The 13,076-nt window shown below is 66.4% G+C and carries 14 protein-coding genes; 10 read left to right on the forward strand and 4 right to left on the reverse strand.

Going from position 1 to position 13,076, the window contains the following annotated elements; genetic code table 11:
* The 10 genes from NOG11_RS06725 (at position 1) to NOG11_RS06770 (ending at position 10,246) form a co-directional block, all read left to right on the forward strand.
* On the forward strand, positions 1 to 1,311 hold the full coding sequence (locus NOG11_RS06725) for a Mur ligase family protein (RefSeq protein ID WP_256618942.1): 1,311 nt from the start codon (positions 1 to 3) through the stop codon (positions 1,309 to 1,311).
* On the forward strand, positions 1,304 to 2,431 hold the full coding sequence (locus NOG11_RS06730) for an FtsW/RodA/SpoVE family cell cycle protein (protein WP_256618943.1): 1,128 nt from the start codon (positions 1,304 to 1,306) through the stop codon (positions 2,429 to 2,431). The genes NOG11_RS06725 and NOG11_RS06730 overlap by 8 nt, the downstream gene beginning before the upstream one ends.
* Positions 2,428 to 3,516 (forward strand): undecaprenyldiphospho-muramoylpentapeptide beta-N-acetylglucosaminyltransferase, encoded by a 1,089-nt coding sequence (murG, locus tag NOG11_RS06735; RefSeq protein ID WP_256618944.1) that lies wholly within the window; start codon positions 2,428 to 2,430, stop codon positions 3,514 to 3,516. Before NOG11_RS06730 ends, murG begins: the two co-directional genes overlap by 4 nt.
* Positions 3,517 to 3,541: 25 nt before the next feature.
* The gene (gene murC / locus NOG11_RS06740) at positions 3,542 to 4,963 is read left to right on the forward strand and encodes a UDP-N-acetylmuramate--L-alanine ligase (protein ID WP_256618945.1); all 1,422 of its coding nucleotides are present in this window, start codon (positions 3,542 to 3,544) and stop codon (positions 4,961 to 4,963) included.
* 204 nt (positions 4,964 to 5,167) lie between these two features.
* Positions 5,168 to 6,037, forward strand: coding sequence for a UDP-N-acetylmuramate dehydrogenase (gene murB, locus NOG11_RS06745; protein ID WP_370468241.1), 870 nt, complete (start codon positions 5,168 to 5,170; stop codon positions 6,035 to 6,037).
* A complete protein-coding gene (locus NOG11_RS06750) occupies positions 6,034 to 6,504 on the forward strand; it encodes a hypothetical protein (protein ID WP_256618947.1) in 471 nt (156 codons plus the stop codon). Before murB ends, NOG11_RS06750 begins: the two co-directional genes overlap by 4 nt.
* A complete protein-coding gene (locus NOG11_RS06755) occupies positions 6,494 to 7,429 on the forward strand; it encodes a D-alanine--D-alanine ligase (protein ID WP_256618948.1) in 936 nt (311 codons plus the stop codon). The genes NOG11_RS06750 and NOG11_RS06755 overlap by 11 nt, the downstream gene beginning before the upstream one ends.
* Positions 7,417 to 8,322, forward strand: coding sequence for a cell division protein FtsQ/DivIB (locus NOG11_RS06760; protein WP_256618949.1), 906 nt, complete (start codon positions 7,417 to 7,419; stop codon positions 8,320 to 8,322). Before NOG11_RS06755 ends, NOG11_RS06760 begins: the two co-directional genes overlap by 13 nt.
* Entirely contained in the window at positions 8,319 to 9,362 is a 1,044-nt protein-coding gene (locus NOG11_RS06765; RefSeq protein WP_256618950.1) for a cell division protein FtsA, read from the forward strand. Before NOG11_RS06760 ends, NOG11_RS06765 begins: the two co-directional genes overlap by 4 nt.
* Positions 9,363 to 9,592: 230 nt before the next feature.
* Positions 9,593 to 10,246 carry a nitroreductase family protein gene (locus NOG11_RS06770; protein WP_256618951.1) on the forward strand — a complete coding sequence of 218 codons (654 nt, stop codon included), beginning with the start codon at positions 9,593 to 9,595 and terminating at the stop codon, positions 10,244 to 10,246.
* Here NOG11_RS06770 and pgsA read toward each other — a convergent pair.
* The 4 genes from pgsA to NOG11_RS06790 are packed head-to-tail and all read right to left on the reverse strand — an operon-like array spanning position 10,212 to position 13,071.
* Positions 10,212 to 10,754, reverse strand: a complete 543-nt coding sequence (gene pgsA, locus NOG11_RS06775) for a CDP-diacylglycerol--glycerol-3-phosphate 3-phosphatidyltransferase (RefSeq protein ID WP_256618952.1) — start codon at positions 10,752 to 10,754, stop codon at positions 10,212 to 10,214. The two genes, NOG11_RS06770 and pgsA, sit on opposite strands and share 35 nt — an antisense overlap.
* Positions 10,751 to 12,103 carry an acetyl-CoA carboxylase biotin carboxylase subunit gene (gene accC, locus NOG11_RS06780; RefSeq protein ID WP_256618953.1) on the reverse strand — a complete coding sequence of 451 codons (1,353 nt, stop codon included), beginning with the start codon at positions 12,101 to 12,103 and terminating at the stop codon, positions 10,751 to 10,753. The genes pgsA and accC overlap by 4 nt, the downstream gene beginning before the upstream one ends.
* 4 nt (positions 12,104 to 12,107) lie before the next feature.
* Positions 12,108 to 12,593, reverse strand: a complete 486-nt coding sequence (accB, locus tag NOG11_RS06785) for an acetyl-CoA carboxylase biotin carboxyl carrier protein (RefSeq protein ID WP_256618954.1) — start codon at positions 12,591 to 12,593, stop codon at positions 12,108 to 12,110.
* Complete coding sequence (locus NOG11_RS06790; RefSeq protein WP_256618955.1) at positions 12,574 to 13,071, reverse strand: type II 3-dehydroquinate dehydratase; 498 nt, start codon at positions 13,069 to 13,071, stop codon at positions 12,574 to 12,576. Before NOG11_RS06790 ends, accB begins: the two co-directional genes overlap by 20 nt.
* Positions 13,072 to 13,076 lie beyond the last annotated feature (5 nt).

Below are 13,076 nucleotides of genomic sequence, written 5' to 3' on the forward strand. Positions count from 1 at the left end.
ATGAGCAAGCCGCCAAAGCTGCCCGACAGTGGACGGATCGCCTATGCGGGGCCGGCCCTGCGCGCCGAGGCCAAGGCGGAGATCGAGGCGGCGGGCTACGACGTCGCGGTGGTCGAGGAGCGCAAGAGCGAGCTGCCCTTCGGCACGGTGATGCTGGTCTTCGGCACCGGCGTGCGGCACCCGAACCTCGCCGCCCTGCAGCGCGACGCGGTGGCGGCAGGCATCCCGGACCTCACCGACCTAGCGTTTCTCAGTCACCTCGGTACGAAACTCCGCACGAGCCGCAAGCAGCGCGTGCTGATCACCGGTTCGGCGGGCAAGTCCACGACCGCGGCTCTCTTTCGCGACATGCTGAACCGCTCGAAGCTCGAGAGCAGGATCGTCGGTGCGCAGAGCGGCTACCTCAACGCGCTCGGCAGCAGGGCGGCGTTTCTCGTTCTGACGGCGGTGCCTGATCAGGTCCGCCATGCCGAGCGCATCGGCTTCGGTGCGGCGGCGGTGCTGAACCTGACCGAGGAGAAGGGGCACGACCCCTCGGCGAGGACCAAGAGCGCCTGCGCCGAGGCGCTGACGGCGGCGCCCTTCGGCGTTCTCGGCACGGACGATGTGGCGGCGCAGTCTCTTCTGATGACCATCCGCCGGATGAGCGGCTCCAGCGCCAGGGAGATCGTGCCGGTCTCCGGCGGCTCCACCCTTTCTGGCGGCTACTTTGTCATCGACCGCGTGCTCTACGGGGCGAAGCTTGGCAGGACCCGCAGGGCGGCAAGCTTCGCCGAAGGCAGCACCCTGATCGGCGACCATTTCGGTCAGAGCGCCGCTGCGGCGGCGGCGCTCGCATCCCACTACGGCTGCAACGACGAGCAGATCGGCGGCGCCCTGAGTGCTTATCAGGGCCTGCCCGGACGGTTCGACTGTGTCGCCACCAAGGGCCGCATCGTTTTTGTCGACGACCGGGCTGCCCGCTCGGTCAGCTCGGCGGCGGCCTCCATCGGGGCGTGTCCCGACGTTTTCTGGATCGGCCACCGCGCTGGAAGCTTGCCGAAGCGGGTGAAGGACAGCGTGCGCGGCTCCTTCTACCTGCGCGGCGAGGACGGAAGCGGCCCGCCCATGGACGGGGTGACGAGCTTCGACGACGCGACCAAGGCGGCGGAGATGGCGCTGGCATCGGCTGAGGAGCTACTTCGCCGCGAGCCTGATGCCGCCCCGGTGCTGCTGTTCGCTCCGGGGGCGCATGGTTTCGACTCTGCCGGGGAGGTGTTCAAACGCTTCGCCAGCGAGGCCGCGAAAGAGGGAGACCGTATCCGTGCTTGAAGCTGCGCTGTCCCGTATCGAGCTGGGCATGTCGAAGGTCAGGGCAGGGAGCTTCCAGGGCTTCGACCTGGCGCTGGTCTACGCCTTCTGCCTTTTAGGTCTGACCGGCATGGTGTTGTCCTTCGCTGCAGGCCCCGTTGCGGCAGGACGGATCGGCATCGCCGACCCCTTCTACTTCACCGAGCGGCATCTTCTCTTCCTAGTGGTGACGATTGTCGGCGCGGCTGGGGTGGCGCTTCTGGACCTCAACCGCGCGAGGCGCGTCGGCATCCTGACCGCCGCCGCCTCAATCGTCCTCATTCTCGTCGCCCTCTTGTTCGGACCGGAGATCAAGGGCGCGAAACGTTGGCTCCACATTGCGGGCTTCAGCCTTCAGCCCTCGGAGTTCCTGAAACCGGGCTTCGTCTGCGTTGCTGCCTGGTTCCTCAGCGCCAAGCCCGAGGACAAGTTCCCCGGCACACTTGCCTGTCTTCTTCTTTATGCGGTGTGCTCGCTCCTCTTGCTGTCGCAGCCCGATTACGGCCAGTGGCTCCTTCTGACGGGCATCTGGGCGGTGATGTTCTTCATCGCGGGCTGGAGCTGGCTGTGGATCGCGGGGCTGGGCGGTGCGGCCAGCGCAGCGCTCGGCCTAGGCTATCTCACCCAGTCCCATGTTCGCGCACGGATCGACCGCTTCCTGGACCCCTCCAGCGGTGATGCCTACCAGACCGAGAAGGCAGCCGAAGCCATCAGCTCCGGCGGCGTGCTCGGCCATGACCTTCATGAGGCACCGGCGGTGAAGGCATCGCTCCCCGATGCGCATACGGACTTCGTCTACGCGGTAGCGGTGGAGGAGTTCGGGCTCTTGATCGGGGTCCTCATCCTCAGCCTCTTCGCCATCATCGCCATCCGCTCGATCTCGGCGGCGCTAGCCACCCAGGACATGTTCCGCCGCACGGCCATTGCGGGGCTGACGGCGGCGCTCTGCTTCCAGGCCTCGATCAATATCGGCGTGAATGTCGGCATGCTGCCTGCCAAGGGGATGACCCTGCCGCTGATCAGCTCGGGTGGCTCCTCCATGATGGCCACGGGCCTGACCGCAGGGCTGCTGCTGGTCTTCGCCCGCAGGAGGCGGGCTTGAGGCTCGCCCTCGCTGCAGGAGGCACGGGCGGGCACATGTTCCCCGCTCAGGCGGTGGCCGAGGAGGCCAAGGCCCGCGGCTGGTCTGTCATCCTGCTGACTGATGCAAGGGGCGACCGCTACGCGGACGGTTTCCCTTGCGATCAGAAGCTGCTGCTGAAAGCCGCCAGCCCTTCCTCGCGGGGCATCGGCGCGAAGCTTTCGGCAGGGATGGCGCTTCTTCAGGGTACGGGCCAGGCTAAGAAGGCCCTCAAGAGCTTTGGCGCCGACGCGGCGCTGGGCTTCGGCGGCTACCCCTCGGCGCCCTCCATGCTGGCCGCAAGCCAGCTCAACATCCCCACCGGGGTCCACGAACAGAACGCCGTCCTAGGCCGCGCCAACCGCCTCGCCGCGCGCAAGGCCCAGTTCATCGCCCACGCCTTTCCAAGCCTTTCCAAAACTCCTGGCAAGATCCGCCTCATCGAAGCGGGCAACCCCGTACGCTGCGCGGTGCTGGAGGCTGCCTCCCAGCGCTTCGAGCCGCCGGGGCAGGGGCCGATCAAGCTCCTCATCTTCGGAGGTAGCCAGGGAGCGTCCCTCTTCGCTCGTGTCTTTCCTAAAGCCGTGGCCTCCCTCAATGAGACCATCCGCCAGCGCCTGCATATTACACACCAGGTCAGCGACAGCGACCGGGAAGACGCGCAGACCACCTACACAGAAGCGTGCCTGAACAACGTTGAGCTCGCCCCATTCTTCACCGACCTGCCCCAGCGCATCGCGGACAGCCACCTCGTCATTGCTCGCTCAGGCGCCTCGTCGGTGACCGAGCTTGCCGTCATCGGCAGGCCCTCGCTCCTCGTGCCGCTCAAGATCGCCATGGACGACCATCAGCGCGCCAATGCCGAGGTGCTGACCGGGGCAGGGGCGGCGGAGCTGATCCTGGAGGACGACCTCTCGCCCGACAGCGCTGCCGCGATCCTTACGAAGCTCTTAGGTGACCCACAGCATTTGACGGCCATGGCCGAGAGCGCGAAAGGTCGCATGACCGAGGGCGCCGCTAAGAGGCTGGCGGACCTCGCTAAGGGCCTCACACCCGGACACATCTGAGGCCGATGAGGGAAGGGGCGCGGCCTTGAACGACGAAGAACTGAAAGTCAGCCTGCCGTTCGCCGTGGGACGCATCCACTTCGTCGGCATTGGCGGCATCGGCATGTCGGGCATCGCCCGCGTCATGCACAATCTCGGCTACGAGGTGTCGGGCTCCGACATCGCCGAGGGCGAGACCGTCGAGCTCCTCCGCGAGAAGGGCATCGCCGTCCATATCGGCCACGACCGCGAGCACGTGAAAGGCGCCGCCGCCGTCGTGGTCTCCACCGCCATCGGCAAGGGCAACCCGGAGGTCGCCGAGGCCCGCGCACGCCACATACCCGTCGTCAGGCGCGCGGACATGCTGGCAGAGCTGATGCGGCTCAAATGGAACGTCTGCATCGCCGGCACCCATGGCAAGACGACGACCACCTCGATGGTCGCCGCACTGATGGATACGGGCGGGCTCGACCCGACGGTCATCAATGGCGGCGTCATCAACGCCTACGGCACCAACCACCGCTCAGGCGAGGGCGACTGGATGGTGGTCGAGGCTGATGAGAGCGACGGCACCTTCGTCCGTCTGCCGACCACCGTCAGTGTCATCACCAATATGGACCCAGAGCATCTCGACCATTGGGGCGATTTCGAGCGGCTGCGCAGCGCCTTCGATCAGTTCATCGAGAACACACCCTTCTACGGCTTCGGCGTCGTTTGCCTCGATCATCCAGAGGTCCAGGCCCTCGTAGGCCGGATCACCGACCGCCGCCTCGTCACCTACGGCCTCAACCCCCAGGCCGATGTCCGTGCCGAGAACATCCGCGCCGAAGACGGCGGCCAGGTCTTCGACATCCACTTCCGCGAGCGCGCCAAGACCGTGCACCGTCTGGAAGGCTGCCGCCTGCCCATGCCTGGCGCCCACAACGTCCAGAACGCCGTCGCCGCCGCGATCATCGCGAGAGAGCTCGGCGTGCCGGACGAGAAGATCGTCGAGGGTTTCGCCAAGTTCGGCGGCGTCAAACGGCGCTTCACCGAAGTGGGCGTTTGGCACGGCGTACGGATCATCGACGATTACGGCCACCACCCGGTGGAGATCAACGCCACGCTTGCTGCGGCGCGCGGGGTGACCGAGGGCCGCGTCATCGCGGTCATTCAGCCCCACCGCTATACGCGGCTTTCCAACCTCTTCGCCGAGTTCACCACCTGCGCCAACGAGGCCGACACGGTTCTGATCGCGCCGGTCTACGAGGCAGGCGAGGAGCCTATCGAAGGGGCGGATGCGGAGAGCCTCGCCAGGGGCATGACCAGGGCGGGGCACCGAGACGCAAGGGTGCTGGCCGGGTTCGATGAGCTGGCCGAGTTCGTCCGTGAGGAAACGAGCGAGGGGGACATCGTGGTGATGCTCGGCGCCGGGGATGTGACGAAGCATGCCCAGGCGCTACCGGGACGGCTTAGTGCTGATGAGTAGTCCGATACTGAGGAGGTCATTTCTGCAGCACCAGCTCCCCCTCAGCCTGCCGGCAGCTCCCCCTCAAGGAGGGGGAGCGATCTTGGCTTCGACGTGTAGGACTGCTTCCCTCCCCCGTGGAACGGGGGAGGTGCCCGAAGGGCGGAGGGGGCAGACCAGGTTGGCCACTAATGTGGACGCTGTAACTCTATGACCGCCCGCCTCATGGAAAACGCCCCGCTCGCCCCCTATACCTGGCTGCGCGTAGGCGGCCAGGCTGATCGGCTTATCCTTCCTTCCACGGAACAAGACCTGGCCAAAGCCCTTGCCACCACCCCCGAAACCGACCCTCTCACCATCCTCGGCGTAGGCTCCAACGTCATCATCCGCGATGGCGGCATCGAAGGTACGGTCATCCGCCTCGGCCCAGGCTTCGGCAAGGTCGCCGTCGACGGCACCAAGGTCACCGCAGGCGCTGCCTGCCTCGACGCCCGCGTGGCCAAGGCGGCGGCGCAGGCAGGGCTCTCGGGGCTCGCCTTCATGGCGGGCATCCCCGGCACGATCGGCGGCGCCATGCGCATGAACGCCGGCGCTTACGGCGGCGAGACCAAGGATCACTTCGTCAGTGCCCGCGCCATCGACCGCAAGGGGCGGGAGGTCCATCTGACAGCGGAAGACTTCGCCTTCCGCTACCGCCATTCGGAGGTCCCTCCCGACCTCGTGCTTATCGAAGCGACCTTTGAAGCCCCCCAAGGCGATGCCGTGGAAGAACTCGCCAAGATTGCCGACATCATGGAGCGTCGCGAGGCGACCCAGCCTATCCGCGAGAAGACTGGCGGCTCCACCTTCAAGAACCCCGACCCGGAGACGTCCGGCGGCCGTTCGGCCTGGCAGTCCGTGGACGCCGTAGGAGGTCGCGGCCGCGTGGTGGGCGATGCGCAGATGTCGGAACTCCACGCCAACTTCATGATCAACCGGGGCGCGGCAACGGCGGCGGACCTCGAAGCCCTAGGTGAGAGCATCCGCGCCGATGTGCGCGAGCAGCTCGGCTATGAGCTCGAATGGGAGATCAAGCGCATCGGGCGGCATGCATGAAGCTGACGGTCCGCAGGCTGCCTCTCCTCGCCGCCTTAGGCTTCGCGGTCACCACCTCGCTGATCCTTCTGACACGGACATCAGCGATGGAGGCGGGGCTTTTCCTGCCGATCTTCGTGCTCTTCCTGCTGCTGGTCCTCTACGCCATCGCCTATCACTTGCGGAAACCGGTACTCATTGCGCTCGACGCCGAGGGCAAAGGGGCCATCCCCAAGCTGCCTCATCTCCTGGCGCGGCAAGACCCCCGCCGCTTCGAAGCGCACGGCACCACCATCGCGTACGAAGACTACTACCTTATCTTCGACCCCGCCCTACGCACGACAAGCGGCGAGCGGATCGAGAAGCTCTATCTCAACCCCAAACAGGTAAGCGGCGGCCTGGCGCGGATCGAAGCCTTCACCCGCTTCGCCCGGCAGTTTGCCCCGACACCCACACTGGCGCCCGAGGAAACCACGTATGAGCCTTGAGAAAAAAGTCCTGGTCCTGATGGGCGGCTTCTCATCGGAGAAGGGCGTCAGCCTCGTCTCGGGCCGTACCGCAGCGGGGGCACTCACCAAAGTCGGCTACCGCGTCGAAGCCATCGACGTGACCCGCGAGGTGGACCGTCAGATCCGTGCGAGCTTTGGCGGCGAGGGGCCTGACGTTGTCTTCAACGCCCTCCACGGCCCCTTCGGCGAGGACGGCACGGTGCAGGGCCTCCTGGAGATGATGGGGCTACCCTACACCCACTCAGGCGTCCTCTCTTCGGCGCTCTGCATGGAGAAGGCCCGAACCAAGGATGTGCTCGCCGCAGCGGGCCTGCGCGTGCCGGGCGGCCATGTCATCGACATCGCGCACCTCACCGGCAGCGCCCATCCGATGCCCGCGCCCTACGTGCTCAAGCCCATCTCCGAGGGCTCAACCTTCGGCGTAGTCATCATCAAGCACCCCACCGACCCCGCCCCCCGGCGCGAGCTTCTGGACGAGAGCGTCTATCACGGCGGGGCCATCGTCGAGGAGTACATCGCGGGCCGCGAGCTGACCGTAGCTCTTAAAGGGACGGAGGCCTTGGCGGTGACCGAGATCCAGTCGGACTTCTACGACTACGACGCCAAATACTCCTCCAACGCCGCGCCCCATGTGGTGCCTGCCGAGCTGCCGGACGAGATCACCCGCGAAGCCCTCGCCATGGCCGAGCGCGCCGGGAAGGTGCTGGGCTGCCGCGGTCTCTCCCGCGTGGATTTCCGCTACGACCCGGAAAGGGACGGGGTTAATGGCCTGTTCATCCTGGAGGTGAATACCCAACCGGGTATGACGCCGACATCGCTCTCCGCCGAGCAGGCCGCCTATCGCGGCATCTCGTTCGAAGAGCTCTGCCAGTGGATGGTCGAAGACGCCTCGTGCCGAAGGTAGCGAAGAAAACCCCTGCGAAGAAAGCGCCCGCCAGGAAGCGCACCACCCGCGTGCAGCGCCGCAAGATGGGCTTCATGGAGAGCATCGGGCACAAGCTCGACCAGCAGGCGCCGCTGGCCGCTGCGCGGGCTATCGACTTCGGCTACATCGCGCTCGTCGCCGTGGCGGCTGGCGCGATCCTCATCGCCGTCTTCGGCGGCAAGGCCGCCAGCCTTCCCGAGCGCCTTGCTGCTGTGCCGGAGAACTCTATCCGCAGCCTCGGGCTGAACGTGATGCGGGTGACGGTGAAGGGCGGCGAGACGCTCACCACCAGGGACATCATGGCCGCCCTCCGCGACCCTCGCCAGGGCAGCGTCATTGGCAGGCCGCTGCCTCTTTTGAGCGCAGCGGAGCTGCGCGGCCGCATCGAAGCCATCGGCGCGGTCGAGGCGGCCTCCGTCACCAAGCTGCTGCCCGACACACTGCATATCTCCATCATCGAGCGCCCGGTGAAAGCCCTCTATCAGGACGAGGACGGGGTCTTCTACGTCATCGACCAGGAGGGCGTGGTGATCCGCCGGGTGGACGCCACGGACCATACGGACCTCCCCGTCGTCTCCGGCACGAAGGAGCCGAAGCTCGCCATGGACTTCCTGGCCGAGCTGCGCGGCTTCCCTGTCCTCTACGAACGGGCGGCAGGGGTGACGGTCATCGGCGGCAGGCGCATGGATTTGCGTTTCAAGAACGGCTTCCTAGCCAAGCTGCCGGAAGAGGGGGTGGATGCCGCCCTGGCTAGGCTCGACAGCCTCGATGCGGGCACGGGCAGCCTCGCCTCGAACCTCGACTATATCGATCTGCGCGATCCTGATTTCGCCTACTACAAACCCAAGGCCGACGCTAAGAAGGCTCCGTGAGCCAGACCCTCTTTCTCAGCGAGACCGTCTCCGCCGCTGCGGGCGAGGGCGCGATGGCGAAAGGCTCTGGCCTCTTCGGCCGCAAGGGGCGGTTCAAGCCGTCCGCGCCGGAGATCCTCGGCGCCCTAATGCAGCCCGGCGAGGTGACGGTCTGCCTGCCTCCCTTCGCCACCCAGTGCAGGACCCTCTCCGTGCGGGCGCAGATCGGCAGGCGCGTCACCCAGAACGATCTTGCTGACGCCATCCAGGCCGCCCTTGGCCGCGCCGGTGAGCCGAGCATGGCAGTGGTCTCCGCCGAGCCCAGCCGCATCCTCCTCGACCGTGAGCCTATCACCGGCTCCCCCGTCGGCCAGGCGGCGCAGGAGATGGTGGTCGAGGTCGCGGCTTTTCTCTCCAAGCTCTCCTTCCTGACCGAGCTGGAGGCGGTGCTCGCCGAGGCGCAGCTCGAGCTCAGCGGGGTGATCGCCTGCGAGGAAGCGTTGGGAGCCGCCGTGAAGGAAGGTCTGATCGATGCCCCGGTGATCCTTCTGGACGGCTTCGCGGCGAAGGCGGTCGCGCTGGAGGGCAGCGCCGCCGCCGCCTCGGTACTGACGGCCTACGGTCCCGCCCATGTCACCCAGGATCTGGCGACGACCTTCTCCCTCGGTCCGGAAGAGGCAGCCGCGCTCAGCAAAAGGGCAGTCCTCGGACGGCTTCCCAAGGAGGAGGGCAAGGCCGCCCTTGTTGCGGGGGCAAGGCTCGAGGAAATCGCCAATGAGGTCGTCGAGGCGGCACGTAGGGCAGGGTTTCTCAGCGACCGAGCGATCGTCCTGGGACTGCCGATCTCCCCGCCGGTCGAAGCAGCCTTCGAGATGTCAGGCGTCACCGTCCGCGCGCCGGGGCTTGCGCTTGAGAAAACCGATCCCTCCATCCTGTCCCTCGCCAAGGGAGCGGGCCTCATCGGCGCCGGCAGCGCAGGCCGGACAGCGGCCACCGCCATGCAGCTCGCCGAGCCCAGCAGGCGGGAGGGGATACTGGACTGGCTGCGGCGCAATTTCTGAAGTCAGGATCTTTCGCCAATGCTGTCGCCCCCTCCGCCCTTCGGGCACCTCCCTCACAGGTGTGGGAGGGAGCAGAACCAGCGTAGGTTCTTCATATCGCTCCCCCACCTGTGGGGGAGCTGCCGGCAGGCTGAGGGGGGCTCATGGCTGGGTGCGGCACGACCTCGTGGCGGCACGCTGCTCAAGACGCCCTACTGGAACCCTTCGCCTCGTCCGCCTAGGTAGCCCCTATGAGAACCTCCTGGACCGCCGACCTTCCCCCCGAGCCGCAGCTAGGCGACGAACTGCCGCCGCCTTCGGTCAAAACGGAAACCTTGGCCTACCTGGCCGAGCGGCGTTCCCTGACCGCCGCGCAGATGACCGATGAGCCGCTACCCGAAGGCGATCTCGAAGCGCTTCTGCGTCTCGCCGCGCGCGTGCCGGACCACCGGCGGGTACACCCCTTCCGCTTCATCACCTTCGAAGGCGAGGCGAGGGCTGCGTTCGGAGAGGTGCTGGAAGAAGCATTCGTCGGTGCCAACCCTGATGCTCCAGAGGAAGCCAGAGCCCTCGAACGATCCCGCTTCCTGCGGGCTGGCGTCGTGGTCTGCCTGGTCAGCTCACCGGACAAAGAGCACAAGACGCCCGAGTGGGAGCAGCTCCTCACCACAGGAGCTGTGGGCCAGAACCTCGTCATCGCCGCTGGCGCCGCAGGCTATGCCGTGCAGTGGCTCACCGAGTGGTACAGCTACGACAAAGCCGTCGCTTCTGCGCTCGGCCTGACGAAGGACGAGCGTATCGCAGGTTTCATCTATATCGGCCATCCGGGCGAGGCACCGAAGGAGCGGGCCCGGATGGAGGCCCCTGCGCTTACGAGCTCGTGGTCTCGTCCGCGCCCAGGTTGAGCACTTTGAAGCTGTCCACCGTGTACTGATAGCCGGTATAGAGCGTCAGCAGCGCTGCGGCCCAGAACACGGTGTAGCCGATGAACGAGTCGCCGAGGGTCAGAAGGAACAGGGCGACGAGTTGCAGCGTCGTCTTCACCTTGGCCATGGCCGAGACCGGTAGTTCTGCGCCGCTGTCGATCAAGCCCTCGCGCAGGCCAGCAACCCAGAACTCGCGCATGGCGATGATGACGGCGGCCAGAAGATGGATGCCGTGCAGCGTATCCATTGCCACCAGGACGATCAGTGCCGTGATGGTCAGCATTTTGTCCGCAATGGGGTCGAGGACCTTGCCGAGCATGGTTTCTTCCGAGCGCACGCGGGCGAAGTGACCGTCCAGAAGGTCCGTGACGGCTGCGACCGCGAAGACGACCCCCGCGACCAGCCGCTCGCCGTTCAGTGCTAGGAGAGCGTAGGGTAGCACCAGCGCCATGCGGGTGATGGTCAGGCGGTTCGCCAGGGTGATCACTCGCCGCCCTCCTGCTTCTCGAGCCACTCGCCGAGCCAGTGGATGTGGTAGTCGCCGCGCTGGAACTCGTTGTCGCCGAGGAGGTCCTTGAACAGCGGCACCGTGGTCTTGATCCCGCTGAGCACGGTCTCGTCGAGCGCCCGGCCCAAGCGGCGCAGCACGAGCTCGCGGTCATCGCCGAAGACGATCAGCTTACCGATCATCGAGTCGTAGAAAGGCGGAATGTCGTAGCCATCGTACACAGCCGAATCGAAGCGCACGCCGAGACCGCCCGGCGCGTGGAACTCCTTGATCCGCCCCGGCGAGGGAACGAAGGTCCGCGGGTCCTCGGCATTGATGCGGCACTCGATGGCGTGCCCCTGAAACCGTACATCCTCTTGCTTGAAGGAGAGCCGGTTGCCCGCGGCGATGGAGATCTGCTCACGGACGAGGTCGATGCCGGTGATCTGCTCGGTGACCGGGTGCTCGACCTGCAGACGAGTGTTCATCTCGATGAAGAAGAACTCGCCGTTCTCGTAGAGGTACTCGACCGTGCCGACGCCTAGGTAACCGAGGCCCTCGATGGCGCGGCGCGTGGTCTCGCCGATCTTCTCGCGCTCCTCGGCGGAGAGGACGGGGGAGGGCGCTTCCTCCAACACCTTCTGGTTGCGCCGCTGGAGCGAGCAATCCCGCTCGCCCAGATGCACGACGTTGCCGTGGCTGTCGGCGGCGATCTGGATCTCGATATGGCGAGGCTGCTTGAGGTAGCGCTCGATATAGACCGAGCCGTCGCCAAAGGCTGCCAGCGCCTCCTGGCTCGCAGCCTGGAGCTGTTGCTCGAGCTGGTCCTCGGTCTCGACGAGCTTCATGCCGCGCCCGCCGCCGCCCGCCGCCGCCTTGATGAGGGCGGGGTAGCCGATGGCCTTCGCTGCCTCCATGGCTTCGTCCACATTGGCCAGCGCCCCGTCCGAGCCGGGTACCAGGGGAATGCCGAGATCGCCCACGGCCTTCTTGGCGGCGATCTTGTCCCCCATGGTGCGGATGTGATCGGCGGAGGGGCCGATGAAGGTGATGTCGTGCGCCTTCACGATCTCAGCGAAGCGCGCGTTCTCCGACAGAAAGCCGTAGCCGGGGTGGATGGCGTCCGCGCCGGTGATCTCGGCTGCGGAGACGATGGCCGCGATGTTGAGATAGCTGTCCTTGGCCTGGGGCGGGCCGATGCAGACGCTTTCATCGGCGAGGCGCACATGCATGGCCTTCGAATCGGCGGTGGAGTGGACGGCGACGGTCTGGATGCCGAGCTCGCGGCACGCCCGGTGGACCCGCATGGCGATCTCGCCGCGGTTCGCGATGAGGACCTTCTTGAACATCGGATCAGCCCTCGAGGGTCAGAAGCGGCTCGTCATACTCGACCGGCTCGGCATTGCGCGCGAGGATCGCCGCGACCTTGCCGGCGCGGGGCGCCTTGATCTCGTTCATGGTCTTCATGGCCTCGACGATCATGAGCGTCTGGCCCGCCTCGACCTGGGTGCCCACGCTGACGAAGGGGTCGGCATCGGGCGAGGGGGAGAGGTAGGCGGTGCCCACCATGGGCGAGCGCACCGCCTCGCCGCTCGGCGCTGCCGGAGCCGCTTCCGCAGCAGGCGCGGCGGCGGCAGCCTGGGCCGGAGCAGCGGCCGGCGCCATCTGAGGCTGCTGGTAGCTGGGGGCGGAGGCCTCGATCATGACGGGCGCGGGGTCCTTGACCACCCGCAGCTTCAAACCTCCGCGCTCGAGCTCGATCTCCGTCAGGCCTGAATCGGCCAGCACATTCGCGAGTTCACGGACAACCTGAAGGTCGTCATCGAGGCCTTTCGCCATTCTCTTTTCCTTCACCGCTAATTGTTGGGCCATCGACAAGTGCAAGGGCAGCGTCAAGGGCCAGGCTGTAACTGAGTCCCCCGAAGCCAGCAATCGAGCCCTTGCAAGCGGATGCAATCACCGAGCGGTGACGGAAGGACTCTCGCGCGTGCGGGTTCGAAAGATGCACCTCGATCACGGGGCCTTCGGCCATCAGAAGAGCATCGAGGAGGGCTACGGAGGTGTGGGTATAGCCCGCCGCATTGATGAGAACGGCCGCAGCGCGGCGCGCCCCCTGGGCGGCGGCTACCAGCTCGCCTTCGCCGTTATGCTGTTCGAACGTAAGGGAGAACTCCGTTCCTTCCAGTCTCTTCCTACACATCGCTTCGATATCGGCGAGGGTTTCGGAGCCATAGATCTCCGGCTGCCTCGTCCCCAGAAGGTTGAGGTTCGGTCCGTTCAGGACGGCGATCGTCCGCTCATCACTTGCGATTGGCATGCCGC

It is taken from the genome of Parvularcula maris, from assembly GCF_024505085.1.
Lineage (GTDB): Bacteria > Pseudomonadota > Alphaproteobacteria > Caulobacterales > Parvularculaceae > Parvularcula > Parvularcula maris.